Source organism: Solemya pervernicosa gill symbiont (genome assembly GCF_002020875.1).
Classification (GTDB): Bacteria; Pseudomonadota; Gammaproteobacteria.
Map to the genome: position 1 here is coordinate 1 of NZ_MPRL01000043.1, position 26,572 is coordinate 26,572.

Genomic DNA, 26,572 nt, shown 5'->3' on the forward strand with positions numbered 1-26,572 from the left:
CGGGGCGCCGTAGGCATAAACGGTCGCGTTAAGTATTTGCCGCTTGCTTGGGCTTGGATGCCCAAAACAAGCTTCCGCAAAAATAGCGACTCCCCGGTAGCTTCCAGCTGACTCGTTGCGGGAGATGGAAGCGTACTACCTCGAGCTGCAACAACATCTGACCAATCTGCGTCTGGGAGTGGCCCATCAGTCCCCCGATTATCAGTGGTGGCACGGCCAACCAGCGCTGGATGGCGATCTGCTGCACATCAAAGGGGCCTACGATCTGCTGCAGCGCCAGCGCGCGCTGGAGTGAGGGCGGTATGACCCCGGCGGAGTACGAGGCGTGGTACCACACCTCGCGTGGTTGCTGGGTCGCACAGCGGGAGTTCAGGCTGCTGCGGCGGCTGATGCCGATGGAGCCGGGCGCCACTCTGCTTGATCTCGGCACCGGCACCGGACACTTTGCCCGCCGCTACGCTGCTGCGGGTCTTGTCGTCACCGGTCTCGATCCGGACCAAAATGCCCTCGATTACGCTCGCACTCTGGGTGGCGGTATCGACTATGTAGAGGGCAGTGGGCTGTCACTGCCGTTTGCCGATAACAGTTTCGACTACGCTGTCGCCGTCACCTCCCTCTGCTTCGTTGACGATCCGGCGCGTGCCCTGCAGGAGATGTGGCGTGTTACTCGTCGTGGTGTGGTGCTCGGGCTACTCAATCGCCACAGTCTGCTATATCGGCAGAAGGCGGGGCGGGGTGGTTATACGGGGGCTCGCTGGGATGATCTGACCACCGTAAAACGGTGGATAGGGGGGCTGCAGCCACGGCCACAGAGGCTCATGGTGGGCTCGGCACTGTTTTTACCGGGCGGCGGTTGGATTGCAAGAGTGATTGAGCCAGCTATACCCTATCGAACGCCCTTGGGAGGCCTGCTTGCGATGGCCATAGACAGGAATGGATAGGCAGTGGAGTTAAATGCATGGTGATAATCAGGGGGGCTGTGGCCCTATTACTACTGGCGGTGGTCTCTGCCTGCTCGTCCGTCCCATCGACTCAGGCTAACCGTTCGGCCTTGAATCTGTTGGTTCCCGAGGCGCGTGATGGTGCGTGGCATGCCGTGCGCTTTAAGCAGGTCTGGCCTGAGGGTGAAAAGGCTCGTTGGCATATCGATACGTTAATCGCCCATCGCGTGGTCGCTCCCACGCTGTTAACTTTTCAATCAGAGATACCACTGTGGCGTTTTCATCGACGTGCAAGTCGTGATTTAGCCGGGCATCGTTTTAGTTTCATCTTCTACGCAACGGAGGAGGTGGCCGATGCGGTAACAGAGGAGCTTGAGAGTAGTGAGTTGGTGGCTTCACTGCGTGATACGAGGGTGTTGGAAGGGGTGATTCGGAGTGATTATGGTGGGGATGCGTGGCAGCTCTCGGCCACGAGTGATGCCAGCTGGTCTGAGGCGGTGCAGCGTTCATGGCCACACTTCATTATGGGGGTGAGTCGCACCTGGTTGGAGTTGATTGCATCGATCGCGCAGGGTCGAGTCGATGCGACAACCGATACCGAAGCGCTTATTGAGCGTTATGCGGAGATAGATGCAGAGGTGACCGAGCTTTGGAGTGATCACGGACAGCACGCCTTTCTGCATCACCTCAATGCTATCTACGGTTATAAACCGTTCGGTATACGTTACTGACAGGAGGTTATTGGCTGCGTCGTAGCCTCGTACGATAAGGCCCGATTTTCTATTTCTGCTTGATCGTTCTCATAAAGTTCTCTACTCTTGTTATAGTTCACAGAGGAGAGCAGCCATGCTGACCCGCAGCCAACAGAAGACACTCGATTTCATCCGCGACTTCATCGCCCGTGAGGATCACGCGCCGACGCTCTCCGAGATCGCTGCGGGGATCGGTATCCAGTCGAAAGGGGTGGTGCACCGTTACGTGCAGGCGCTCAGTGATGCGGGCGAGATTGAATTGTTGGCGGGGCGTCACCGTGGTATTCAGCTGGTTGCACAGGGTGGAGAGAAGGGGGTGGAAACGGCCGTTACGCTGCCACTGTTGGGTAAGATTGCTGCTGGTCTACCGATCGAGGCGATCCCCGATCAGAATGAGATAGATCTGACTGAGTTTTTCATTGGAAACAATCAGTTTGTACTGAAAGTTCAGGGCGATTCTATGGTTGATGCCGGTATTCTCAGCGGTGATATGGTGGTGGTGCGCAGCTGCAACACGGCACGTGACGGGGAGATTGTGGTGGCGCTGATCGACGGTGAAGAGGCGACACTGAAACGGATTAAACAGAGCCCCGACGGCACCATTACCCTGATCCCCGCCAACCGTGCGATGCGGCCGATGATCTTTCCCGCCGGACGGGTACAGATCCAGGGTGTGGTCTCGGCACAGCTGCGCAGCTACCGCTGATGGGGGAGTCGTTCACCCACTGGCCATGGGCAATCATCATGGTCGATATGAACGCCTTTTTTGCCTCGGTTGAGCAGCGTGACTGTCCCGAGTGGCGAGGGCGACCGGTGGCGATCACCAACGGCCTGCAGGGGAGCCGCATCATCACCTGCTCCTACGAGGCACGTGCCTACGGTGTACATACCGGCATGCGTCTGAAAGAGGCGCGTCGACTCTGTCCCGATCTGATTCAGTCTCCGGCACGCCCAGAGCGCTATGCGGAGACATCAGCCGCGATCATGGTCTCATTGGAAGATATCACCCCCGATATTGAGGTCTTCTCCGTTGATGAGGCGTTTCTCGATGTGACCCGCTGCCAGCGGCTGCTGGGACACCCAGAGCAGATTGCCAAACGGGTTAAGCAGCGCGTTTTTGAGGTCTCCAAGGTGCTCTGCTCGGTGGGTGTGAGCGGTGATAAGACCACCGCTAAGTACGCCGCCAAGCTCAACAAACCCGATGGACTGACAGTGATTCCGCCCTGGGAGGCGAAGGCGCGGCTACACGATGTGCCGGTAACGGAGCTGTGTGGCATCGCCCGCGGTATTGGTGACTTCCTTGCCCAGCACGGGGTGCACAACTGCGGCGATATGGAGCAGTTACCTATCAGTGTGCTGGCGCGCCGTTTTGGCAATCTGGGGCGACGCATCTGGTACATGGCGCAGGGGGCCGATCCCGACCCACTGCAGATGACGGTGGCAGCGCCAAAGAGTGTTGGTCACGGCAAGGTGGTACCGCCCAATACCCGCGAGCGGACGGTGCTTGAAACCTATCTGCTGCATATGAGCGAGAAGGTTGCCGCCCGACTGCGTCGCCATGACCGGGGAGTCGCTATTTTTGCGGAAGCTTGTTTTGGGCATCCAAGCCCAAGCAAGCGGCAAATACTTAACGCGACCGTTTATGCCTACGGCGCCCCGAATGAAGTTCTTCATCGGTCTGCGGGGTGCTGAGGGGTGGATTGGCGGCAAGCTGAAGCTGGAGCTGCCGTGCAGTGATGGTGGCGCGATCATGGCGCTCTGTCGTCGGGTACTGAATGAGCAGTGGCTGGGTGAGGGGATTCATCAGGTACAGGTGACGGCGCTCGATCCGAAACCGCTTGCCTCGCAGGGTGACCTCTTCGCTGCTGCTGTTCCGGTGATGCAAAGAGAGAACACCAACGAGGTAATGGATGCGGTCAATGATCGCTATGGTGAGTTCAACCTCGCCCCGGCGCGGCTGCTGCAGCGCTCTTCAATGCCCAACGTGATCGCACCGGCATGGAAGCCATTCGGTCACCGTAAGACGGTCTGAGAGGCGCTTCGGTTATGTGCGGCGGCGTCTACTACACCCATAACGGGCTCGATACCCGATTCTATTTCCCCAATCCGAAGGCGAAGCTACCGGTCCGGCAGCGTTCGGGATCGGTGGCGCTGCTGCCGTGGGGACGGCGCCAAGAGCAGCGTGGCGTGCTGCCACTGGGTGGCTGGGCACGGCTCGACTCAATCTACGGTGGTCGCTGGGATCGCTGGTTTCCGGTGCCGGTTAAGCTGCCACTGAAGAGCTTTATGGAGCGCGATATCGAGGGGCAGAGCCACTGGTTTGATCTGGTACGCGGACAGTGGATTCAGGGCCTGGTAGCGCGTGATGGTAGTGAGCAACGTATCTATATAGTCACGGTAGAACCGGAATTGGAGAGCGCGGTTCATGAACGCTGGCCACGGATTTTGAATGGATGAGAGTGAGTAACAAGTAAAAATTCTTACGGGGAGTCGCTATTTTTGCGGAAGCTTGTTTTGGGCGTCCAAGCCCAAGCAAGCGGCAAAAACTTAACGCGACCGTTTATGCCTGCGGCGCCCCGACCGGACTAACCGCCTTCGCTTCGCTATCCATAGCGGTCAGCGGTGGAAACGTTTTTATGGCTTGATGGGAGGTGTTAAAAGGAAGATTGTTTGGACTTCCTTTAATGATTAGTCCTTGTTTTCCAGAGTTTTGTAAGGATTAAACCACCCCAGATAAAGGCGAAGATCATCAGAGCTGAGCCGATGCCATCGACCATCACGGCGATGGTGTGATCTTGTTCTATCAGACCGAGGTCGAGCAGGATATTTTCCCAGTCGTGCCAGCCGGGACGATCTGCACCGGTGCCACCACCGAGTAGTGGCATGGTGAGAGAGCGGGCGTCGTTGATGTAGGGGGCGAGGTCCATCATGCTCTGACCCAGCCACCAAAGGCCGATGGTGGCACCAAAGGTGTCACGGTTTTTAATCAGCAGCGCCAGCATCGCGACGAGCGGTACGATCAGTTGCATCAGGCTACCGCCCAGGGTGGTCATGAACTCACCAAAGGGTCTAAACAGCACATGCCCCGCCTCATGAAAAACGAGGTTGATGACGTGCATGAAGGAGCTGTTGAAGCTGTCCCAATGAATGTCCATCAGAATGAAACTCCAGCCCCAGATAAAGAAAATCAGATAGATCAGGACTCGTCCATAAAAGACCATTGAGTCGGTTGCTGGATTAACATAGAGCAGGTAGTCGAAAAGTTCACGACCACGATGGCGTGATTCACTCTCTCGATGTTCGGTGGTGTGGTTGGCGCTTTTAAAACGCTGTTTAAGCCACTTCTCATAGATGATGCCGCAGTTGGCACAGCGATCGCTGTTTGCGGGATCGTTATCGCTACGGGTGTGTCCACACTTGGGGCAGGTTTTGTAGCGGATCGCCATGGTTCTTAACGGTTCAGAACCACGCCACGGCTTCGAGTGGATCGTTAATCATACCGTCGGCACCCCAGCGCTCAGGAGTCTCTTCATTGCCGATATAGCCAAACAGTGCCACCAGGGTCTGCATGCCAGCGTTACGTCCCGCTTCGATGTCGCGCTCGGCATCGCCGATGTAGAGACACGCCTCGGCACCACTACCCGCTTCACTGCAAGCGTGCAGCATCGGTGCCGGGTGGGGTTTGCGTTGATCAAGGGTGTCGCCGCTGATGACTGTTGCAGCTCGCTCATATAGATCGAGCTGTTTAAGCAGTGGGTCTGTCAGCCAGGCGGGTTTGTTGGTCACCACGCCCCAGTTACAGCCGCGCCGTTCTATCGTCTCTAGTAGTGTTTCGATGCCCTCAAAGGGGCGAGTGTGCAACGCGATATTGTCACGATAAGTATCGAGTAGGTATTGACGGTGATTCTCAAAATCAGGGTGTGAGGCATCGATCTCAAATCCCAGCTCAATCAATGCCGCGCCGCCGTGAGAAACAACCGGTCTGATCGTCTCGTAGGGGAGCGGGGCATGGCCAGCGGCCTTGAGTGTTTCGTTGAGGGCGAAAGCGAGATCGGGCGCCGTGTCGAGAAGAGTGCCGTCGAGATCAAACAGCACGGTCTTGATCTGGTTCACTTCAAACCTTCTCGTAACAGGCAAGGTAGTTGACGCTGACATCGCTGCCAAGGCTGTAGCGCTGAGTGAAGGGGTTGTAACTCATACCGCTGATGTTGCGTGCCTCGAGCCCCGCCTCGCGTGCCCAACTATCGAGCTCTGAGGGGCGGATGAACTTGCTGTAGTCGTGGGTTCCCTTTGGCAGCATGTTGAGCAGGTATTCGGCGCCAACAATGGCGAACAGATAGGCCTTCGGGTTGCGGTTAAGGGTGGAGAAGAAGAGTTTTCCACCCGGTTTAACCATGCGCATACAAGCCGCGATGACTGAGCCGGGTTCAGGAACGTGCTCAAGCATCTCCATGCAGGTAACGGCATCAAACTGCTCGAGGTGTGTATCGGCAAATGCCTCAGCAGTGCTCTGGTGGTAGTCGACCTCGACGCCTGATTCGAGTTTGTGCAGCTTGGCAATCTGCAGCGGGGCCTCACCCATGTCGATGCCGGTGACGATAGCGCCACGCTGCGCCATGCTCTCGGCAAGGATGCCACCGCCACAACCGACGTCGATTACTTTTTTGCCGCTCAGACTGACAGCGTTGTCGACATAGTCGAGTCGTAACGGGTTGATATCGTGCAGCGGTTTGAATTCACTGTTGGGATCCCACCAGCGGGAGGCGAGTGCCTCGAATTTGGCGACTTCGCTCGGATCGACGTTGGGCTGTTGGCTGCTGTTCATACAAATACTCTTTATCGGTAGTAGTTACGAGGCATCGTCGGTTGAGCTGATGCGATCGCGCCACGCCAGGGTCTGTTCATGGATAGTCTGTTCATCGAGTGTGGTCAGCTCGCGTGACTTGAGCAGGTGACGACCGGCGACCCAGACATCGCTGACCTGATGGCGACCAGTCGCGTAGACCAGCTGTGATACGGGGTTATAGATCGGCTGGCTCTCAAGGCCGCCCAGATCAACGGCGACGATATCGGCCGCCTTGCCAGCTACCAGTGAGCCGGTCACATCATCAATGCCGAGCGCTTGTGCACCATTGAGCGTTGCCATGCGTAGTGCGGCCGAAGCGGGCAGGGCGCTAGCATCGCCCGACACTGCCTTGGCGAGTAGTGCGGCAGTGCGCATCTCACCGAACATATTCAGATCATTGTTGCTGGCCGCGCCGTCGGTGCCGAGTGCGACGTTGATGCCCGCCTGCATCAGACGGTCGACTGGACAGAAGCCGCTGGCCAGTTTGAGGTTCGATTCAGGGCAGTGGAGTACCTGGCCGCCGTAGCGTTCAACTGTTTCGATCTCATCCTCGCTGAGTTGGGTCATGTGCACGGCGAGCAGGCGTGGTGAGATCAGTCCTAGCTCCTCGAGTCGCTCAATTGGGCGTCGGCCGTCAGCACTGTTCTCTACCTCATGTGCTGTTTCATGCAGGTGCATGTGGATCGGAATATCGAGCTCCTCGGCGTACATCGAGATCTTTTCCAGCGGAGCATCAGAGACGGTGTAGGGGGCGTGGGGGGCAAAGGCGGTGGTGATCAGAGGGTTATCTCGGAAATGATCGTGTACCTCAAGACCCTTGTGCAGATACTCATCGGCATCCTTGGCCCAGACGGTCGGGAAGTCGATGACGATCAGTCCAACCACGGCTCGCATTCCGGCGTGGTCGGCAACACGACCCACCTCATCGGGGAAGAAGTACATGTCGCTGAAACAGGTGGTGCCACCACGTAGCATCTCGGCTATCGCCAATTGGGTCCCTTCGCGAACAAAGGTGGCATCGACCCACTTCGATTCAGCGGGCCAGATATGGTCGTTGAGCCACTCCATCAATGGTAGGTCGTCAGCCAGGCCACGCATCAGTGACATCGCTGCGTGGGTGTGGGTATTGATCAGGCCAGGAATCAGGGCATGGGTGGGGAGATCGTGAGTGGCCTCAGCACGGTAGCGCTCATGAGCTTCGCTGCTGGGGAGGATCTCAACGATATTGCCATCACGAATGGCGATGCTGTGCGCATCGAGTACCTTATCGTCTGGCTCGACTGGAATGATCCAGCCTGCATGGATGAGTGTGTCGAACTGTTCCATTCTATATTGGCTGCCCTGTGAACGAGGTCGAAGTATAGCGCTAACGTCGTTGCAAACTCCAAGTGTCGATGGGCAAAAGAAAAGGCCCGCTAATAGCGGGCCTTATGGTCTAGCAGATAGAGAGTCGTTTATTTAGTAACGATCTCGATCTCAACACGACGGTTCTTGGTGCGACCCTGAGTGGTGTCGTTGCTGGCGACTGGCATGGTCTCGCCGCGGCCACGGGTCTTGATGCGGTTGGCGCTTACACCTTCACCGGCCATGTAGCGTTTGACGGACATGGCGCGACGATCAGAGAGGTCACGGTTATATTCCGCATCACCCATGCTGTCGGTGTGGCCGACTACAGTGGCTGACTTGATGTTACCGGCACCAACCTTAGAAACGACGTTGCTGATCTGCTGCTTACCTGCAGGCTTCAGGTCTGCGCTATTGGTATCAAACAGTGCGTGTGCACCGAGAGTGATCGACTGTACACCGCCACCACAGGACTTGATGTTGGTGTGGAGTTTGTTGATGTTCCAACATTCGCCGTATGCATTTTTGACAACGACGCTGCGTGAGTCGCCAGCATAGCGAGTGTCAGCTGCGGCTGAGGTGGCAACGATTGGGGCAATACAAACGAGGGCGCATAGTGCTAGCTTCTTCATTGTTTAGATCTCCTGATAGTTACTTATTAATTACTTATTAGTCCTGCCTTTGGTCTCATGAGTGTAGGGCTATTGGTTTAGTTATTCCAGTCCCGTTCTATTTGATATATGTGTCACTCAGACCGTCATGTTTTGACAGTGATGTGGTGGTGATATCAGAGAGATGAATGGCAAGATGTGGCAGCTGGATATGGCATAATCTCAGCGCTGATTTTTGCTTCGCAAATCGCAACCCTATTTAACACATATTAACTGCAATCAATATTGGTGATTCATGAGCGCCTTCGACAACATCCGCCCCATTCAGTGGGAGCATGGCAAGCTTCGTTTAATCGATCAGCGGATTTTGCCGCAAAGTGAAACCTGGTTGGAGTATGAGGCATCTGCAGACGTTGCCGATGCAATTACTTCAATGGTGGTGCGTGGTGCACCGGCAATTGGTATCACAGCTGCCTATGGCGTGGTGCTGGCGGCGCAACGACGTTATCGCGAGTCGGCTGACGGATGGCGGAGTGCGATTGAAGACGATCTTAAATATCTTGCCGCCTCTCGCCCCACTGCCGTGAATCTATTCTGGGCGATTGAGCGCATGCGTGGTGTGATCGAGTCGGTCGCTGTGGGGGGTCCGGGGCCCGCACTGCTCGCCGAGGCACAGCATATTCATCAGGAGGATGTCGCGGCCAACCTGCGCATGGGTGAGTTGGGCGCGGCGCTGATCGAGGGCGAGGGCGGCGGTATTCTTACTCACTGTAATGCCGGAGCATTGGCGACTGGCGGATACGGTACTGCGCTGGGTGTGATTCGCAGTGCCTTTGCTGCAGGCAAGACGGCGATGGTCTATGCCGATGAGACCCGGCCCTGGATGCAGGGTGCACGTCTGACCGCCTGGGAGATGGTTCATGACGATATCCCGGTCACACTGCTTGCAGATGGCGCGGCTGCCTATCTAATGAAGCAGGGCAAGGTGCAGTGGGTGGTGGTCGGTTCGGATCGGATTGCCGCCAATGGTGATGTGGCGAATAAGATCGGTACCTATAGTGCAGCACTTGCTGCCCGCTACCATGGGGTGAAGTTTATGGTGGTCGCTCCAACCTCGACGGTCGATATGTCGGTCGCCTCGGGGGGCGAGATACCGATTGAGTCGCGTAGTACCGATGAGATTCTGGGGCTAGCGGGACAGCGAATCGCCGCTGAGAAGGCGCAGGCGTGGAATCCGGTCTTTGACGTTACGCCGGCCGATCTGGTCGATGCGATTGTTACAGAGAAGGGCGTGGTGTTAAATCCGAACACTGAAAAGATGGCGGTAATGATGAAAAGCTGACCTTATCACCATATAAATAACGCTCAGGCCTCTCTTAATCGATTCTAAGCGGCGATTCTCATGCTGCCGTAGGGGGGAGGGGTGTGGTACGATGGGCGGATATTTTCGCCCTTTGGACGCTCAGGTTTGATTTGGGTGCCGACAAGAAGAATGACAGCACTAGCATTATCAGGTTGAAGCACGGATAGATATGGCTGAATTTGCCCGCGAAGTACTCCCCGTTAATCTCGAAGATGAGATGAAACAGTCCTACCTCGATTACGCCATGAGCGTCATCATCGGTAGGGCGCTCCCCGATGTCCGGGATGGACTCAAACCGGTTCACCGTCGTGTGCTCTACGCGATGAGCGTACTGGGCAATGATTGGAACAAGTCCTACAAGAAATCGGCGCGTATCGTCGGTGACGTTATCGGTAAGTACCACCCGCACGGTGATACGGCGGTCTACGACACCATGGTCCGTATGGCCCAGCCCTTTTCGATGCGATACATGCTGGTCGATGGTCAGGGTAACTTCGGTTCGGTTGATGGTGACTCCCCGGCTGCGATGCGATACACCGAGGTGCGCATGGCGCGCATCAGCCATGAGCTGATGGCCGACCTTGATAAAGAGACTGTTGATTTTGTCGCCAACTACGATGAGTCGGAGCATGAGCCGACCGTCTTCCCGACCCGAGTTCCCAATCTGCTGGTTAACGGTTCGGCCGGTATTGCGGTCGGTATGGCGACCAATATTCCGCCGCACAACCTCAATGAGGTGATCAACGCCTGTCTCGCCCTGATCGACAATCCCGATATCGATATCAAGGGGCTGATGGAGCATTTGCCGGGTCCTGATTTCCCAACCGCTGCCTTTATTAATGGTGCAAAGGGAATCCACGAGGCCTATCACACCGGCCGTGGACGTATCCATGTGCGTGCCCGGAGTGAGATTGAGACACTCGATAATGGTCGTCAGCGCATCGTTGTTCATGAACTCCCCTATCAGGTGAACAAGGCGCGACTGCTGGAGAAGATTGCCGAGCTGGTCAAAGAGAAGAAGCTAGAGGGTATCTCCGAGCTGCGTGATGAGTCCGATAAGGATGGCATGCGTATGGTGGTCGAGCTCAAACGCGGTGAGGTGGCCGAGGTGATTCTCAATAACCTCTACCAGCAGACCCAGATGCAAAATGTCTTTGGCATCAATATGGTGGCACTGATTGATGGTCAGCCACGTCTGCTCAACCTGAAACAGATTCTCGAGGCGTTCATTCGCCACCGTCGTGAGGTGGTGACCCGCCGTACCATCTACGATCTGCGTAAGGCGCGTGAACGCGCCCATATCCTCGAAGGTCTTGCCGTAGCGCTAGCCAATATCGACGAGATGATCGAGGTGATCAAGACATCACCCAGCCCCGCTGAGGCGAAAAAGGCGCTGATGGGTCGCAACTGGGAGCCGGGTCTGGTCTCCGAGCTGCTGGAGCGTGTCGAGGGTAACGCCTATCGACCCGATGATCTGGCGATTGAATTTGGAATGGCCGAGGATGGTTACCGTCTCTCCGAGGCACAGACCCAGGCGATCCTCGATCTGCGTCTGCACCGTCTCACCGGGCTGGAGCAGGAGAAGATCATTGCCGAGTATCGTGAGCTGGTTGAGAAGATTGACGACCTGCTCGATATCCTCAGCAGCTCCGAGCGTCTGATGCAGGTGATCCGGGATGAGCTGCTGGAGATTGTCGCCAAGTATGGCGATGAGCGTCGCACCGAGATTCTGACCAGCCACCTCGATCTGACCCTTGAGGATCTGATCAGCGAAGAGGATGTGGTGGTCACCCTCTCGCATGAGGGGTATGCCAAGGCGCAGCCACTCTCTGACTATCGTGCTCAGCGGCGTGGTGGCAGGGGTAAATCGGCTACGGCGATGAAGGAGGAGGATTTCATCGACAAGCTGTTTGTCGCCTCCACCCACGACACGATTCTCTGCTTCTCCTCGCGCGGCAAGGTCTACTGGAAGAAGGTCTACGAGCTGCCACAGGCAGGACGTGCCTCACGCGGCAAGCCGATCGTTAATCTGCTTCCGCTGGAGGAGGGTGAGCGTATTAACGCGATCCTGCCGATCCGTGAGTATGAAGAGGGTAAGTTTATCTTCATGGCCACTGCTAGTGGCACTGTGAAGAAGACTCCACTGGTCGCCTTCTCTCGCCAACGTGCCAACGGCATCATTGCACTCGATCTGCGTGGTGATGATGAGCTGGTCGGTGTGGCGATCACCGATGGTTCACAGGATGTAATGCTCTGCAGCTCGTCGGGCAAGACGATTCGTTTCAGCGAAGAGCAGGTCCGCACCATGGGCCGTACCGCCTGTGGTGTACGCGGCATCAAACTGCAGCCAGGACAGCGAGTAATCTCGTTGATCATTGTAAATGAGAACGGCTACGTCTTGACCGCGACCGTTAACGGCTATGGTAAGCGCACCCTGTTCAACGAGTATCCCACCAAGGGACGTGGTGGACAGGGCGTGATCTCAATCCAGGCGAGCGAGCGTAACGGCGATGTGGTCGGCGCGGTTCAGGTCGAGGATGACGACGAGATGATGCTGATCTCCGATGGCGGCACCTTGGTACGTATCCGCGTCGCTGAGGTCTCAACCATGGGTCGAAATACCCAGGGTGTGCGTCTGATCAACCTCGGAGGTGAGGAGCGTCTGATCGGGATCGAACGTATTGCTGACATCGGTGATGATGAGGATGACGACACCGACGAAGAGAGTGAGAACGATGAAGCGGCAGAGTAGCGCTGCAGTATCACCAACCAAACTAATTCAGAAACAGTAACCCAGAGGTCTACCATGTCACGTGTATTCAATTTCAGCGCCGGTCCGGCGATGGTTCCACAGGCAGTTATCGAACGTGCCCAGCAGGAGATGCTCGACTGGAACGGTAGTGGTATGTCTGTGATGGAGATGAGCCATCGCGGTAAAGAGTACATGTCGATCGCTGCTCAGGCCGAGGCCGATCTGCGTGAAGTGATGGCGATCCCAGAGAACTACAAGGTGCTGTTCCTGCAGGGTGGCGCATCGAGCCAGTTTTCGATGATACCGATGAACCTGCTGCGTGGTGGCAACAAGGCCGACTACATCCTGACCGGCTCCTGGGGCAAGAAGGCGATTGCTGAGGCGAAACGCTACTGTGAGGTGAATGTTGCAGCAGATGCCTCTGCCGAGAGCGGCAAGTTCACCTTCGCACCTGGTCAGTCTGCGCTGAACCTCTCTGCCGATGCCGCCTATGTGCACTACACACCCAACGAGACCATTGAGGGTGTTGAGTTTCCCTATCTGCCAGAGGTAGGTGACAAGCCACTGATTGCCGATATGTCTTCAACCATCCTTTCGCGTCCGATGGATGTCTCCAAGTTCGGTATGATCTACGCCGGAGCGCAAAAGAATATCGGCCCGGCTGGTCTGACGGTTGTTATCGTGCGTGAGGATCTGATCGGTGAGGTGGTCGACGGCACACCGACCATGTTCAACTACGCGACCCACGCCAAGGCCGACTCGATGTACAACACCCCGCCGACCTACAGCTGGTACCTCGCCGGTCTGGTCTTCGACTGGCTCAAGCAGCAGGGCGGTCTGGCGAAGATGGCCGAGACCAACGAGCGCAAGGCGGGCAAGCTCTACGGTGCAATCGACGGCTCCGACTTCTACGCCAATCCAGTTGCGGTTGAGTGTCGCTCCTGGATGAACGTTCCCTTCACTTTGGCCGATGCTGAGCTCGACAGCATTTTCCTCGCCGAGGCGAAGGAGCAGGGTCTGGTCACCCTCAAGGGTCACCGTTCGGTCGGTGGCATGCGTGCCTCGATCTACAACGCGATGCCGGAAGAGGGTGTTGATGCGCTGGTCGCCTTCATGGCCGACTTCGAGAAGCGTAAGGGCTGAGCAACTGCTCGAGTCTTATAGATAATGGTTCTGATCGAACTCGCCATCCTGGCCGTGCTTGTGCTGCTGGTGGTGGTGGCGATCAATAAACGCTGATTTGAAAACAGATAACTACGGGGTTTTAAGATGCATAAGATTTTGACGCTGAACAACATCTCTGCTGCTGGACTGGATCGTCTGCCGCGCGACGGTTATGAGGTCGCTTCCGAGTTCCAGCACCCCGATGCGATTCTGCTGCGCTCTTTCAAGATGCACGATATGGAGATTCCCGAGACACTCAAGGCGGTCGGCCGTGCCGGTGCAGGCGTCAACAACATCCCGCTCGACAAGATGAGCGAGAAGGGTGTCTGCGTCTTCAACGCCCCGGGTGCTAACTCCAATGCGGTTAAAGAGCTGGTCATCGCCGGTATGCTGCTGGCGTGTCGCAACATCGGCCAGGCGTGGGACTTTGCCAAGAACCTTGAGGGTAACGATGGCGAGATCGGCAAGGCGACCGAGGCGGGTAAAAAGAACTACGGTGGTTTTGAACTGCCGGGCCGCACACTAGGTGTGGTCGGCCTTGGTGCGATCGGAGTGCGTATCGCCAATGCTGCCGTTTCGCTCGGCATGAACGTCATCGGCTTCGATCCGGGCATTACCGTCAAGGGTGCCTGGCAGCTCGACGCGGCGGTCAAGCAGGCGGGCAGTGTTGATGAACTGCTCAACAACTCCGACTTCATTACCTTCCACGTGCCGCTGATCGATGCCACCAAGGATCTGATCAATGAGGAGCGTTTGAAGTCGATGAAGGATAACGTGGTGGTGCTGAACTTTGCTCGTGGTGGCATCGTCGATGATGAGGCGATGGTCAAGGCGCTTGATGATGGTAAGGCCTATGCCTATGTCTGCGACTTCCCCACCAATCTGCTGAAGAACCACCCGCGTGTCATTACCCTGCCGCATCTCGGCGCCTCGACACGTGAAGCGGAGGAGAACTGTGCCATCATGGTGGCCGATCAGGTGAAGAACTATCTGGAAAACGGCAACGTGGAGAATTCGGTTAACTTTCCCGAGGTCTCGATGCCGCGTACCGAAGGTGGTTTCCGCCTGGCGGTGGTCAACTCCAACGTACCCAACATGCTGGGTCAGATATCCTCCGATCTAGCTAACGCCGGTCTCAATATCATCGACATGCTCAACAAGTCGCGCGACGATATCGCCTATACCCTGGTCGATGTCGATAAAGAGGTGCCCGAGTCGGTCATCAACGAACTCGCCGCAATTGAGGGCGTGCTTGCGGTTCGAGCAATCGGTTAACGAGAGAGTAATGAGCAGCGAAGAGAAACTGCAGGCGATACGAACGCGTATTGATGCGCTGGATGAAGAGCTCCAGGCGCTGATCAATGAGCGTGCCTCGCTGGCCCAGGAAGTTGCCAGAGTTAAACTGGCCGATGGTGAAGAGGCACTCTTCTATCGTCCCGAGCGTGAGGCGCAGGTGTTGCGTCGGGTGAAGGAGCGTAACCAGGGGCCGTTACCGGCAGAGGAGGTGGCGCGTCTGTTTCGTGAGGTGATGTCGGCCTGTCTGGCGCTCGAGCAGCCGATGCAGATCGCCTTCCTCGGACCCGAGGGGACCTTCTCTCAGGAGGCAGTACTCAAACACTTTGGTCACTCGGCACTTACACTACCAATGGCAGCGATCGACGAGGTGTTTCGTGAGGTCGAGGCGGGCAGTGCCAATTACGGTGTGGTACCGGTTGAGAACTCCACCGAGGGCGCGATCAACCACACCCTCGATCTGCTGCTGAAGACCCCACTAAAGATTTGCGGTGAGGTGGAGCTGCGTATCCATGATCATCTGATGACCCAGGTCGATTCTTTGGCCGAGATCAAGTGTGTCTATTCCCATGCACAGTCGCTGGCGCAGTGTCGCGAGTGGCTCGATGCTCATCTTGCGGGTGTTGAGCGTGTCAGTGTGAGTAGTAATGCAGAGGCGGCACGTCTGGCTCGCGATGAGGCCGGGGCTGCAGCGATTGCAGGATACTCTGCTGCTGAGCTTTACGATCTTAAAATCCTTGAGTCGAATATCGAGGATGATCCTAACAACACTACCCGTTTCTTCATCCTCGGTCGTGACGATGTGCCGGCGAGCGGAAAGGATAAAACGGCGTTGCTGGTCTCTACCAAGAATAAGCCGGGTGCGCTGTCGCAGTTGCTCGAACCACTTGCACGCCACGGTATCTCGATGACACGTATCGAATCGCGTCCCTCACGTAAGGGGGTGTGGGAGTACGTCTTCTTTGTCGAGATCGAAGGCCATCAGGATGAAGAGCAGGTCGCCTCAGCGCTTGGCGCGCTGGAGCGGGAGGCGGCGATGTATAAAATCCTCGGTTCATTCCCCAGGGCGGTACTTTAGGTAACACCCATGACCGACTTCACCCAGTTTGCGACACCCGGTGTGCAGGGGCTCCGCCCCTATCAGCCGGGTAAGCCGATCGAAGAGCTTGAGCGTGAGCTCGGCATCGAAAACATCATCAAACTCGCCTCCAACGAGAATCCACTCGGCCCATCGCCATTGGCGCTGGAGGCGATGCGTTCAGCTGCAGAGGGTGTATGGCTCTATCCTGACGGTAACGGTTTTGAGTTGAAACAGAAGCTCTCGCAGAAACATGGCGTTGAGATGGCACAGATCACACTCGGTAACGGCTCCAGTGATCCTCTGGAGTTCGTGGTGCGGGTGCTAGTGCAGCCGGGCGATGAGGTGCTCTATTCGCAGCACGCCTTTGCCATGTATCCGATCGTAACTCGCGCTGCAGGCGGTGTCGGAATCGAAGCACCCGCCAAAAACTGGGGCTATGATCTCGACGCGCTGGCTGCACGTATTACGGACAGGACTCGGGTGATCTTCATTGCCAACCCCAATAATCCGACCGGAACCTGGCTTGATGGCGTTGAACTGGAGGCGTTTATCAAATCGGTGCCAGAGCGCATTGTGGTGGTGATCGATGAGGCCTACTACGACTATGCCTGCGATCCGGCAACTGGGGCTGAGGGTTACCCTGATGCAGTCAGTTGGTTGGCGAAATACCCTAACTTGATGGTGAGCCGCACCTTTTCAAAGTCCTACGCACTGGCGGGGCTGCGGGTCGGTTATGCGCTCTCATCTCCTGAGCTGGCTGATCTGATGAATCGGGTGCGTCCACCTTTCAATGTAAACAATCTTGCGCTGGTTGCCGCCTCCGCTGCGCTTGATGATAAGGCTCATCTACAGCGCTCCGTGGCGATGAATGCCGAAGGTCTGAAGCAACTGCGTGGTGAGTTTGAGGCGATGGGGCTCGACTACATCCCTTCGGTCGGAAACTTCATCAGTGTTGATGTCGGTCAACCGGGGATGAAGGTTTACGAGGAATTATTGCGAGAAGGTGTTATTGTGCGCCCGGTGGCCAACTATGGTATGCCCAACCACCTGCGGGTAACGGTCGGTAGAGCGGAGGAGAACACACGCTTTATCGAGGGGTTGAAACGTACCCTGGCGAGTACCTGACGGTCTTTTTTTATATGGTTGCCGAACACGCTTCGGCAGTTGGAATGCGATTTTAGCTATTTGAGAGTCTAGCGATGATTATCATCATGAATTCAGAGGTCACCGACGAGCAGATCGGCGGTGTGGTGAATAAGCTGAAAGATTTCGGTCTCGACAGCAATGTCTCGCGCGGAGTTGAGCGTACCGTGATCGGTGCCATCGGCGATGAGACCAAGGTCGATAAGGAGCTGATGCAGTCACTGCCCGGGGTCGAGAATGTGATCCGAGTGATGAAGCCCTACAAGATTGTGGCGCGCTCCTATCACAAGCAGGATACCGTGATCGATATCAACGGCATCAAGCTGGGTGGCAAAGAGATCCAGGTGATTGCCGGACCCTGTTCGGTTGAGACCCAGGATCAGATGGATGCGGCGGCGCAGGGTGTTGTTGATGCCGGCTGTCGCATGATGCGTGGTGGTGCCTTTAAACCGCGCACCTCACCCTACTCGTTCCAGGGTGCCGGTGTGGAAGGTTTAGAGATGTTCCATAATGCCGCCAGCAAACACAAACTGCCGGTTGTGACCGAATTGATGGATGTACGTTCACTCGATGCCTTTGTTGAGCACGAGGTCGATGTGATCCAGATAGGGACTCGTAACATGCAGAACTTCGATCTGCTCAAAGAGGTGGGTCGTATCCATAAACCGGTCATTCTCAAGCGTGGTATGTCAGCTACTATCAGCGAGTGGCTGATGGCGGCGGAGTACATCGCGGCGGGTGGTAACCACAACATCATCTTCTGTGAGCGCGGTGTGCGTAGCTTTGAAACCTACTATCGCAATGTGCTTGATGTCACCGCCATTCCGGTACTGAAAAAAGAGACTCACCTTCCAGTCATCGTTGACCCGAGTCATGCGGGAGGCAAGGCGTGGATGGTGCCGGCCCTGTCACGTGCAGCGGTTGCGGCGGGTGCCGATGGTCTGCTGGTCGAGATGCACCCAACTCCCTGTGAGGCGTGGTGCGATGCCGATCAGGCGTTGACCCCTGAGGAGCTGAAATCGCTGATGGGTGAGCTCAAGGGTATCGCTCAGGTGATTGGTCGCGATATCTGACCCAGGCGCTGATGTGATCGGTAAGCTTGCCATTGTAGGTGTTGGTCTGATCGGTGGTTCACTGGCGCGCGCTGCTAAGCGCGCGGGTATCGTCTCTGAGGTGGTAGGCATCGGTCGTGATGATGCCTCGCTACAGCGTGGTGTCGAGCTGGGTGTGATCGATCGCTTTACCACCGATATCGGCAGCGGCGTTGCCGATGCCGATATGGTGGTTATCGCGGTGCCACTGGCTACCATTTCCAAACTTCTTCCCCAGCTCAAGGCCTCAATGCCAGCCGATGCCGTTCTGACCGATGTCGGCAGTGCCAAGGCGAGTGTGGTTGAGGATGTACGGACCGTGTTTGGCCAGATTCCCGCCAACTTTGTACCGGGTCACCCAATTGCCGGAACTGAGAAGAGCGGGGTAGAGGCCTCCTTTGCCGAGCTGTTCGACAATCGTCGTGTCATCCTTACACCGCTCCCCGAGAGTGCCCCCGAGGCGATTGCCAAGGTTCGCTTGCTTTGGGAGCAGGCGGGTGCCGAAGTGATCGAGATGGGGGTTGAGCACCACGACGAGGTGTTGGCTGCAACCAGTCATCTGCCGCATGTGCTCGCCTATGCGCTGGTTGATGCGCTGGCCAGAGGGGAGCAGGGCGAGGAGATCTTCCGCTACGCAGCAGGCGGTTTTCGCGATTTCTCCCGCATTGCCTCGAGTCATCCGGTGATGTGGCGCGATATCTGTCTCGCCAATCGTGGTGCAATCCTGAAGATGCTCAAACACTTCACCGATGATCTAAATGAGATCGCCGATTCGATTGAAAAGGGTGATGGAGATCATCTTTTGGAGCTATTCTCTCGCGCCAAGGCGGCACGCGATCGCTATTGCGGGTAGAATGGCGCCCGAAATTTCGAACAAACACACATAAAGAATCAATACATCCGGTACGCTCCTTCATGAATAGTAAAAGTGTCACATTTGGTGTCCAGCCAGGCGGTTGTCTGAAAGGACGGCTGCGTGTTGCAGGCGATAAATCGATCTCCCATCGCTCGATCATGATGGGTTCACTGGCTGATGGTACTACCCATGTCACCGGTTTCCTCGAGGGTGAGGATAGCCTTGCCACGCTGCAGGCGTTTCGTGATCTCGGTGTTGAGATTGAGCGCGGTGGTGAAGGTGAGGTGACAATCCAAGGGGTTGGCGTTGATGGTCTCAAGTCGCCCGCAGACGATCTCGATCTGGGTAACTCGGGTACTTCAATGCGACTGCTTTCTGGGCTCTTCTCCGGACAGCTCTTCGACTGCACCCTGATCGGTGATGAGTCGCTCTCCGGGCGACCGATGAAGCGCGTTACGGTGCCGTTAGCGAGCATGGGGGCCAGAATCGATGCCACCGAGGCTGGAACTGCTCCGCTAAAGATTCACGGTAACCAGAAGTTAGCTGGCATCGATTATGAGATGCCGGTAGCCAGTGCACAGGTGAAATCATCACTACTGCTCGCCGGACTCTATGCCGAGGGCAAGACTTGTGTGACCGAGCCAGCACCAACACGCGACCATACCGAGCGTATGTTGACTGCCTTTGGCTATCCTGTCGCGCGCAATGGCAACAAGATCTGTCTTGAGGGTGGAGGGCGCCTCACGGCGACCGATATCGAGGTGCCCGCCGATATCTCCTCGGCGACCTTCTTCATGGTGGGTGCGGCCATTGCCGAGGGCTCCGATGTGCTGCTGGAGCATGTTGGTATCAATCCGACCCGCATTGGTGTGATCAACATCATGAAGCTGATGGGCGCCGATCTGGAGGTGCTCAACGAGCGTGAGGTGGGTGGAGAGCCAGTGGCTGATATCCGTGTCCGTGCCAGTCAACTGAAGGGAATTCGTATCCCAGAGGATCAGGTGCCACTGGCGATCGATGAGTTTCCAGCGCTGTTCGTCGCTGCCGCCTGTGCTGAGGGCGAGACGGTGCTGACCGGGGCTGAAGAGCTACGCGTTAAGGAGAGTGACCGTATTCAGGTCATGGCTGATGGCCTGGTCGAGCTGGGTGTTGATGCCAAAGCGACACCTGACGGTATTGTGATTCAAGGTGGCAAGATCGGTAGTGGGCGTGTGGTGAGTCACGGTGATCACCGTATTGCGATGTCCTTTGCGATGGCGGCACTTCGCGCCGAAGGCCCGATCGAGATCGAGGATTGTGCCAACGTAAACACCTCCTTCCCCGGTTTTGTTGAGTTGGCTGCCGGTGCGGGATTGGGAATTAAAACAATTTAACGTCAGGAAGACGTAGAGTGCCGCGTGGGTTATGCGGTCTATTCAATAAAGTGAGAGTTAACTGAGATGCAACAGCAGGTAGTAAAGGTAATTACGATCGATGGCCCCAGCGGTTCGGGCAAAGGGACGATTAGTCAGCTGGTCGCTGAGCGGCTGGGCTACCACTTTCTCGACAGTGGCGCACTCTACCGCCTGCTAGCGTTGGCAGCTGATCGTCATGCGATCTCGTTCGATAACGAAGCGGCGTTGGTAACACTGGCTGAGCATCTTGATGTGCAGTTCAAACAGGATGCCAGCGGTATCGCACAGATCATTCTCGAGAGCGAGGAGGTAACCGATGCGATTCGCAACGAGGAGGTCGCCGGTGGTGCTTCGAAAGTGGCGGCCCTACCTGCGGTTCGCAGCGCCCTGCTTGCCCGACAGCGCGCCTTCGCAGAGCGCCCCGGCCTGGTTGCCGATGGTCGTGACATGGGGACGGTGGTCTTCCCTGCAGCCCCGGTCAAGGTGTTCCTCACTGCCAGTGCCGAGGAGCGTGCGCAAAGACGCTATAACCAGTTGAAAGAGAAAGGAAACGATGTTAGTCTCGCCAGTCTTCTGAACGAGATAACTACACGTGACGAGCGTGATTCCTCTCGATCAGTAGCACCTCTGAAACCTGCGGATGACGCGGTGGTGATCGATACTACGGGTATCGGCATTGATGAGGTGACCGACCGGGTGTTAAGTCTGGTCAATGAACGTCTCGCGAGTTGAGACTATATTTGCAGAAACAATGGCGGATTGCGGCACCTTGCCACACTCCATTAATTAACTAGCCAAAGGTATCTATTGCCCTGGCTCCAACCATAATAGACCGTGCTTCACCGATGTTTCGGTCTAAGGAAAGTCCTACCCATGAGCGAAAGCTTTGCCCAACTATTTGAAGAGTCTCTTGTTAATCAGCAGATGCAGCCTGGTTCCATCGTTGTTGGAACGGTTGTCGATGTTCGTGCTGATGTCGTTGTTGTTAATGCCGGCCTGAAGTCTGAAGGCGTCATCTCCATCGATCAGTTCTATAACGATGAAGGTGAGATTGAGGTTGCCATTGGCGACGAGGTCGAGGTTGCTCTCGATGCAATCGAAGATGGCTACGGTGAAACCCGTCTGTCGCGCGAGAAAGCGAAGCGTGCACAGGCCTGGACCTTCCTGGAGAAGGCTCAGGAGAACGGCGATACCGTTACCGGCATTATCAGTGGCAAGGTCAAGGGCGGTTTCACCGTCGACATCAATACCATTCGTGCCTTCCTTCCTGGCTCACTGGTTGATGTTCGCCCTGTTCGTGATACCGCATATCTCGAAGGTAAGGACCTGGAGTTCAAGGTTATTAAGCTCGACCAGAAGCGCAACAACGTTGTCGTTTCACGTCGTGCCGTTATCGAGTCTGAGTACAGCGCTGAGCGCGAAGAGCTGCTTGAGTCGCTGGCCGAAGGTCAGACTATCAAGGGTGTGGTCAAGAACCTCACCGATTACGGCGCGTTTGTTGATCTGGGCGGTATCGATGGTCTGCTGCACATCACCGATATGGCGTGGAAGCGCGTCAAGCATCCTTCGGAGATGATTGAGGTTGGCCAGGAGATCGAGGTCATGGTGCTCAAGTTTGACCGTGAGCGTAACCGTGTATCACTCGGCCTCAAGCAGCTGGGCGACGATCCATGGGCAGCTATTGCACGTCGTTACCCTGTTACCACCCGCCTCATGGGTAAGGTTACCAACATCACCGATTACGGTTGCTTTGTTGAGATCGAAGAGGGTGTTGAGGGTCTGGTTCACGTCTCAGAGATGGATTGGACCAACAAGAACGTCAATCCTTCCAAGGTCGTACATCTTGGTCAGGAGGTTGAGGTTGTGGTTCTCGATATCGATGAGGAGCGTCGTCGCATCTCACTCGGTATGAAGCAGTGCCAGACCAATCCCTGGGAAGCATTCGCTGCGACTCACAACAAGGGTGACAAGCTCTCTGGTTCGATCAAGTCGATCACCGACTTCGGTATCTTCATCGGTCTCGATGGTGGTATCGACGGTCTGGTTCATATGTCAGACATCTCCTGGAACGAGCAGGGCGAAGAGGCTGTACGTTCGTTCAAGAAGGGCGATGAGCTTGAGGCCGTTGTACTTGCGGTTGACCCTGAGCGTGAGCGTATCTCTCTCGGTGTTAAGCAGCTCGACAAAGATCCCTTCTCAATGTTTGTTGCGGAGAATCCAAAGGGCAGCATCGTTAAGGGCACCATTACCGAGGTTGACGCCAAGGGTGCGGTTATCGATCTGGGCGACAGCATCGAGGGTTACCTGCGCTCTTCCGAGATCTCTCAGGATCGCGTAGAAGATGCACGCACCCTGCTCAAGGAGGGTGAGGCAATTGAGGCGCGCTTCATGGGTGTAGATCGCAAGAACCGCAGTATCAGTCTATCTATCAAGGCGAAGGAGTATGCAGAGGAGGCTGAAGCCGTCGAAGACTTCAATCGCTCAGCACCTGCAGCAGCGACCCTTGGCGATCTGCTTAAAGAGCAGATGGAAGGTAAAGAGTAAGATTGGTGATAATGTGCCTGCCGGTAACGGCAGGCACATGCCATTAAAGGTTTGCAGCGCCTGTTGAAATAATTATCTTTATCAGGGGCTTGAAGGAATACTCGGATTAAGCGCAAAGGCTTGATCGACTAATAATTAGAGAATGGGTAATGACCAAATCTGAACTGATTGAACAGCTGGCCAGAAAACAGAGTCACTTGGCCTATAAGGATGTAGAGCTGGCGGTTAAGAGTCTTCTTGAGCAGATGAGTGAATCGCTCTCAGGTGGGCAACGAATCGAGATTCGTGGTTTTGGTAGTTTCTCACTCCACTATCGTCCACCCCGTGTTGGACGTAATCCGAAGACCGGTGAGTCAGTTGAACTCAACGGCAAGTATGTGCCTCACTTTAAACCCGGCAAGGAGTTGCGTGAGCGTGTTGACGAAGGCAAGCACCACGCCATCAGTAATGGCAATGAATAACAGCTCTATTTGATAACCCAAACAAGCCCCGATGGCTGAGTTCAGATGGTGATTTCTGAACGGTTAAGGTCAAAACATCTCGCTGAGAGAATCGCTTTCAGCAATACTCGTACAAACCAATAAACGCTATAAACCATGCAAGGCAATTGTTATAGTCTGCGCAACCTGTGCGTCTATAGATGAGATTGGCATGCGTCCCTTCCTAACCGTATTAATGATCGTCCCCCTGGCCCTGCTATGGCTCGGCTTTTCAATGATCAATGCCGGTGGTGTTGAAATTGATTACTACTTTGGTGTGGTGGCTCTACCGCTCTCTATTCTTTTAGCAATTGTAATGGGTGTTGGCATGTTGCTGGGTGGTGGTGCGGGGCTTTCTAACTATCTCAGTATGAGGCGCGAAATAAATGAGTTGCGTGCGCAGGTGAGGATCAGAGATGAAGAGGTGGTTAACCTTCGCTCAATCCCGATTAAGGACGGGCCTTAAATGCAGGAGCTTGTCTGGCTATTGCTGCTGCCGGTTGCTGCTGCTTCTGGGTGGTGGGTTGCCTCGCGTGCCTATCGTCGTGGAAAGGAACAGGTGGCTCCTGAGTTTACCTCTGACTATATTAAGGGTCTTAACTACCTGCTCAATGAGCAGACCGATAAGGCGATTGAACTCTTTATCCGCATGCTTGAGGTGAATAGCGATACGGTCGAGACGCATCTAGCGTTGGGTAGCCTGTTTAGAAGGCGCGGTGAGGTAGATCGGGCTATCAGAATTCATCAGAACCTGATCGCTCGCCCAACTTTGACCACTGAACAGCGTGGGCTGGCGCTACTCGAGCTTGCTGATGATTACATGAGGGCGGGACTACTCGATCGTGCGGAGAACCTGTTTCTCGAATTAATCGAGCTCAATCTACATAATTCGGCAGCGTTATGGCACCTACTCGATATCTATCAGCAGGAGAAGGAGTGGGATAAGGCAATTGCCGTGGCGCATCGCATTGAGTCCGATGCTGGTAAACCGATGGATTCGATTGTTGCTCAGTACTGCTGTGAGCTCGCGGAGCGCTCACTCGACCATGATGATTACGGGGAGGCGGTCAGCCTACTGCATCGTGCACTTGAAAGTGATCGTAATTGTGTCCGTGCGAGTCTGTTGATCGGACGTCTAGAGCGCGAACGTGGTAACTGTGGTGAGGCATTGAAGGCATACCAGCAGGTGCTGCAGCAGGACGTTGAGTTTACCCCCGAGGTGGTTGATCCACTGATCAGCTGTTACACCGAGATGGGTAAGAGTGAAGAGATTCCCAGTTTTTTGAACCAAATCGTAGAGGCCTATCCTGCGGTTAAATCTGTGCTGCGTCTTGCGGAACTGCTTGAGAAGCGTGAAGGGCGTGAAGCTGCTGAGCAGTTTATGCTTCAACAACAGCGTAGTACGCCATCGTTACGTGGACTTCGTTGGGTGATCCATGCCCAGCTCGATCGTGCGGTTGAGCAGGACGGTCGAGCTGGGCTTCAACTCTTGGATGATCTAACGGGAAAGCTCATCGAGGGTCTACCTAGCTACCATTGTCAGCAGTGCGGATTTGATGCGAAACGGATCTACTGGCAGTGCCCAAGCTGTAAACGTTGGAACACCGTTAAACCAGTTAAGGGTGTCGGTTCAGACGCTAACAAAACTCCATCAATTTTAGGTGAATCATGACAAGTGTAGAGAATCAGATGGGACCACGTGTTGTTGTGGCGCTCGACTATCCAGAGGCGAAGCAGGCGCTCGATTTTGTTGGGCGTATAGATCCAACCCAGTGTCGGCTAAAGGTTGGTAAAGAGCTCTTTACCCTGGCTGGTCCGCAATTGGTTGAAACGCTCGTTGCAAAGGGTTTTGACGTCTTTCTCGATCTGAAATTTCATGACATTCCAAATACCGTCGCCAATGCTTGTCGAGCCGCATCTAAGCTGGGTGTCTGGATGATGAATATTCATGCTTTGGGTGGACGCCGAATGATGGAGGCGGCTCGTGAAGCGGTTGAGACGAGCGGGTCACGTCGTCCACATCTGATCGCTGTCACCATTCTGACTAGTCATAGCGAGGAGGAGCTGGGCGAAATTGGGCTTAGTGGTTCGCCAGCCGAAAACGTCGTCAGGCTGGCCAATCTGGCGCAATCTGCAGGTGTCGATGGTGTTGTCTGTTCCGCTCAAGAGAGTAGTGTGTTGCGCGCAGAGCTGGGCAATGATTTTATGCTGGTAACCCCGGGTATCAGACCTGCGTCAGCCGCAGTGAATGACCAGAAACGGATTATGACGCCGGAGGATGCGATTGCAGCAGGCTCAAGCTATCTGGTGATTGGTCGTCCAATTACAGCGGCTGAAGACCCGGCGGGCGTTTTGCTTACAATAAATTCAGCAATTGGCGCTATTTGAGCCGAATCTAACAAGCTATCGTTCCTACATCTACGTCACTCAGACATCGGGGCGTGGGGTTGTGGAGCCAGCTGCGCTAGGTTTCTCGTTATTGAAGAAGGATTTTAATTTAAACATGGAGGTTGTTATGTATCTATTGCGTCGTGCACTGTTAATTTTCATCTGTGGACTGCTTCCCTTTGCGGGAGTGTTTGCATCCGTCGATATCAATACCGCTTCTGCGGAAGAGATGGCTAAGGCGATTAGTGGGGTTGGTATCCAGAAGGCCACATTAATTGTTAAGTATCGTGAGCAGCATGGTGCTTTCAAAAACATCGAACAGCTCGCCAGGATCAAGGGCATCGGTTCTAAGACGATTGAGAGAAATCGTGATGTGTTGAGTGTTGGTGAATCGAAGAACTAACCATAAAGCAACATAGCTACTGAAGGCCTGCGCTGACCGCCATGGATAGCGAAGCGAAGGCGGTTAGTCCGCGATAGTCGACGCCGTCTGCCTATTCGTAGTTGAGAGCGAGAGCGAACGACGAAGA

Annotated in this window: 28 protein-coding genes; 23 read left to right on the forward strand and 5 right to left on the reverse strand. The window is 55.4% G+C overall.

Going from position 1 to position 26,572, the window contains the following annotated elements; genetic code table 11:
* Positions 1-124: 124 nt before the first annotated feature.
* The 7 genes from BOW52_RS17055 to BOW52_RS10390 all read left to right on the forward strand — a co-directional run bounded on the left by BOW52_RS17055 (position 125) and on the right by BOW52_RS10390 (position 4,150).
* Complete coding sequence (locus tag BOW52_RS17055; protein WP_172840304.1) at positions 125-295, forward strand: hypothetical protein; 171 nt, start codon at positions 125-127, stop codon at positions 293-295.
* Between the two features lie 7 nt (positions 296-302).
* Positions 303-941, forward strand: a complete 639-nt coding sequence (locus BOW52_RS10370; RefSeq protein WP_078484014.1) for a class I SAM-dependent methyltransferase — start codon at positions 303-305, stop codon at positions 939-941.
* A gap of 17 nt (positions 942-958) precedes the next feature.
* Positions 959-1,672, forward strand: coding sequence for a hypothetical protein (locus tag BOW52_RS10375; RefSeq protein WP_135622269.1), 714 nt, complete (start codon positions 959-961; stop codon positions 1,670-1,672).
* A gap of 115 nt (positions 1,673-1,787) precedes the next feature.
* Positions 1,788-2,399, forward strand: a complete 612-nt coding sequence (gene lexA / locus BOW52_RS10380) for a transcriptional repressor LexA (protein WP_078484016.1) — start codon at positions 1,788-1,790, stop codon at positions 2,397-2,399.
* On the forward strand, positions 2,399-3,385 hold the full coding sequence (locus tag BOW52_RS10385) for a DNA polymerase Y family protein (RefSeq protein ID WP_330359763.1): 987 nt from the start codon (positions 2,399-2,401) through the stop codon (positions 3,383-3,385). Before lexA ends, BOW52_RS10385 begins: the two co-directional genes overlap by 1 nt.
* Positions 3,336-3,725: a hypothetical protein gene (locus tag BOW52_RS17895; RefSeq protein WP_330359764.1), complete on the forward strand. Its 390-nt coding sequence runs from the start codon at positions 3,336-3,338 to the stop codon at positions 3,723-3,725. The genes BOW52_RS10385 and BOW52_RS17895 overlap by 50 nt, the downstream gene beginning before the upstream one ends.
* Before the next feature lie 14 nt (positions 3,726-3,739).
* A complete protein-coding gene (locus tag BOW52_RS10390; RefSeq protein WP_078484017.1) occupies positions 3,740-4,150 on the forward strand; it encodes a hypothetical protein in 411 nt (136 codons plus the stop codon).
* A 224-nt stretch (positions 4,151-4,374) separates the two neighbouring features.
* On the opposite strand, the gene BOW52_RS10395 is transcribed toward BOW52_RS10390, so the two are convergent.
* From BOW52_RS10395 to BOW52_RS10415, 5 genes are all read right to left on the reverse strand, one after another.
* Positions 4,375-5,139, reverse strand: a complete 765-nt coding sequence (locus tag BOW52_RS10395; RefSeq protein ID WP_135622270.1) for a zinc ribbon domain-containing protein — start codon at positions 5,137-5,139, stop codon at positions 4,375-4,377.
* 13 nt (positions 5,140-5,152) lie between these two features.
* Positions 5,153-5,806, reverse strand: coding sequence for an HAD family hydrolase (locus tag BOW52_RS10400; protein ID WP_236725704.1), 654 nt, complete (start codon positions 5,804-5,806; stop codon positions 5,153-5,155).
* Between the two features lies 1 nt (position 5,807).
* Positions 5,808-6,518 carry a bifunctional 2-polyprenyl-6-hydroxyphenol methylase/3-demethylubiquinol 3-O-methyltransferase UbiG gene (gene ubiG, locus BOW52_RS10405; RefSeq protein WP_078484019.1) on the reverse strand — a complete coding sequence of 237 codons (711 nt, stop codon included), beginning with the start codon at positions 6,516-6,518 and terminating at the stop codon, positions 5,808-5,810.
* Positions 6,519-6,542: 24 nt separating this feature from the next.
* Entirely contained in the window at positions 6,543-7,865 is a 1,323-nt protein-coding gene (locus BOW52_RS10410; protein WP_078484020.1) for a TRZ/ATZ family hydrolase, read from the reverse strand.
* Positions 7,866-7,993: 128 nt separating this feature from the next.
* Positions 7,994-8,515, reverse strand: a complete 522-nt coding sequence (locus BOW52_RS10415) for an OmpA family protein (RefSeq protein ID WP_078484021.1) — start codon at positions 8,513-8,515, stop codon at positions 7,994-7,996.
* A gap of 274 nt (positions 8,516-8,789) precedes the next feature.
* Between BOW52_RS10415 and mtnA the strand changes: the two genes are divergently transcribed.
* From mtnA to BOW52_RS10495, 16 genes are all read left to right on the forward strand, one after another.
* Positions 8,790-9,836, forward strand: coding sequence for an S-methyl-5-thioribose-1-phosphate isomerase (gene mtnA / locus BOW52_RS10420; RefSeq protein WP_078484022.1), 1,047 nt, complete (start codon positions 8,790-8,792; stop codon positions 9,834-9,836).
* 190 nt (positions 9,837-10,026) lie between these two features.
* Positions 10,027-12,609 carry a DNA gyrase subunit A gene (gene gyrA / locus BOW52_RS10425; protein WP_078484023.1) on the forward strand — a complete coding sequence of 861 codons (2,583 nt, stop codon included), beginning with the start codon at positions 10,027-10,029 and terminating at the stop codon, positions 12,607-12,609.
* A 54-nt stretch (positions 12,610-12,663) separates the two neighbouring features.
* A complete protein-coding gene (serC, locus tag BOW52_RS10430; RefSeq protein ID WP_078484024.1) occupies positions 12,664-13,752 on the forward strand; it encodes a 3-phosphoserine/phosphohydroxythreonine transaminase in 1,089 nt (362 codons plus the stop codon).
* A gap of 126 nt (positions 13,753-13,878) precedes the next feature.
* Positions 13,879-15,048 carry a phosphoglycerate dehydrogenase gene (locus tag BOW52_RS10435; protein ID WP_078484025.1) on the forward strand — a complete coding sequence of 390 codons (1,170 nt, stop codon included), beginning with the start codon at positions 13,879-13,881 and terminating at the stop codon, positions 15,046-15,048.
* 10 nt (positions 15,049-15,058) lie between these two features.
* Positions 15,059-16,144, forward strand: coding sequence for a prephenate dehydratase (gene pheA / locus BOW52_RS10440; protein ID WP_078484026.1), 1,086 nt, complete (start codon positions 15,059-15,061; stop codon positions 16,142-16,144).
* Between the two features lie 9 nt (positions 16,145-16,153).
* Positions 16,154-17,272, forward strand: a complete 1,119-nt coding sequence (hisC, locus tag BOW52_RS10445; RefSeq protein WP_078484027.1) for a histidinol-phosphate transaminase — start codon at positions 16,154-16,156, stop codon at positions 17,270-17,272.
* Between the two features lie 74 nt (positions 17,273-17,346).
* A complete protein-coding gene (aroF, locus tag BOW52_RS10450; RefSeq protein WP_078484028.1) occupies positions 17,347-18,363 on the forward strand; it encodes a 3-deoxy-7-phosphoheptulonate synthase in 1,017 nt (338 codons plus the stop codon).
* A 13-nt stretch (positions 18,364-18,376) separates the two neighbouring features.
* Positions 18,377-19,234 (forward strand): prephenate dehydrogenase, encoded by an 858-nt coding sequence (locus tag BOW52_RS10455; protein ID WP_078484037.1) that lies wholly within the window; start codon positions 18,377-18,379, stop codon positions 19,232-19,234.
* 62 nt (positions 19,235-19,296) lie between these two features.
* Positions 19,297-20,610, forward strand: coding sequence for a 3-phosphoshikimate 1-carboxyvinyltransferase (gene aroA / locus BOW52_RS10460; protein WP_078484029.1), 1,314 nt, complete (start codon positions 19,297-19,299; stop codon positions 20,608-20,610).
* A 66-nt stretch (positions 20,611-20,676) separates the two neighbouring features.
* Positions 20,677-21,363: a (d)CMP kinase gene (gene cmk, locus BOW52_RS10465; protein WP_078484030.1), complete on the forward strand. Its 687-nt coding sequence runs from the start codon at positions 20,677-20,679 to the stop codon at positions 21,361-21,363.
* Positions 21,364-21,504: 141 nt separating this feature from the next.
* Positions 21,505-23,175 carry a 30S ribosomal protein S1 gene (rpsA, locus tag BOW52_RS10470; RefSeq protein WP_078484031.1) on the forward strand — a complete coding sequence of 557 codons (1,671 nt, stop codon included), beginning with the start codon at positions 21,505-21,507 and terminating at the stop codon, positions 23,173-23,175.
* A 149-nt stretch (positions 23,176-23,324) separates the two neighbouring features.
* A complete protein-coding gene (locus BOW52_RS10475) occupies positions 23,325-23,636 on the forward strand; it encodes an integration host factor subunit beta (protein WP_078484032.1) in 312 nt (103 codons plus the stop codon).
* Positions 23,637-23,826: 190 nt separating this feature from the next.
* Complete coding sequence (locus BOW52_RS10480) at positions 23,827-24,120, forward strand: lipopolysaccharide assembly protein LapA domain-containing protein (protein ID WP_078484033.1); 294 nt, start codon at positions 23,827-23,829, stop codon at positions 24,118-24,120.
* The gene (gene lapB / locus BOW52_RS10485) at positions 24,121-25,326 is read left to right on the forward strand and encodes a lipopolysaccharide assembly protein LapB (protein ID WP_078484034.1); all 1,206 of its coding nucleotides are present in this window, start codon (positions 24,121-24,123) and stop codon (positions 25,324-25,326) included.
* Positions 25,323-26,042: an orotidine-5'-phosphate decarboxylase gene (pyrF, locus tag BOW52_RS10490; protein WP_078484035.1), complete on the forward strand. Its 720-nt coding sequence runs from the start codon at positions 25,323-25,325 to the stop codon at positions 26,040-26,042. Before lapB ends, pyrF begins: the two co-directional genes overlap by 4 nt.
* 127 nt (positions 26,043-26,169) lie before the next feature.
* Complete coding sequence (locus BOW52_RS10495; protein WP_135622272.1) at positions 26,170-26,445, forward strand: ComEA family DNA-binding protein; 276 nt, start codon at positions 26,170-26,172, stop codon at positions 26,443-26,445.
* Positions 26,446-26,572 lie beyond the last annotated feature (127 nt).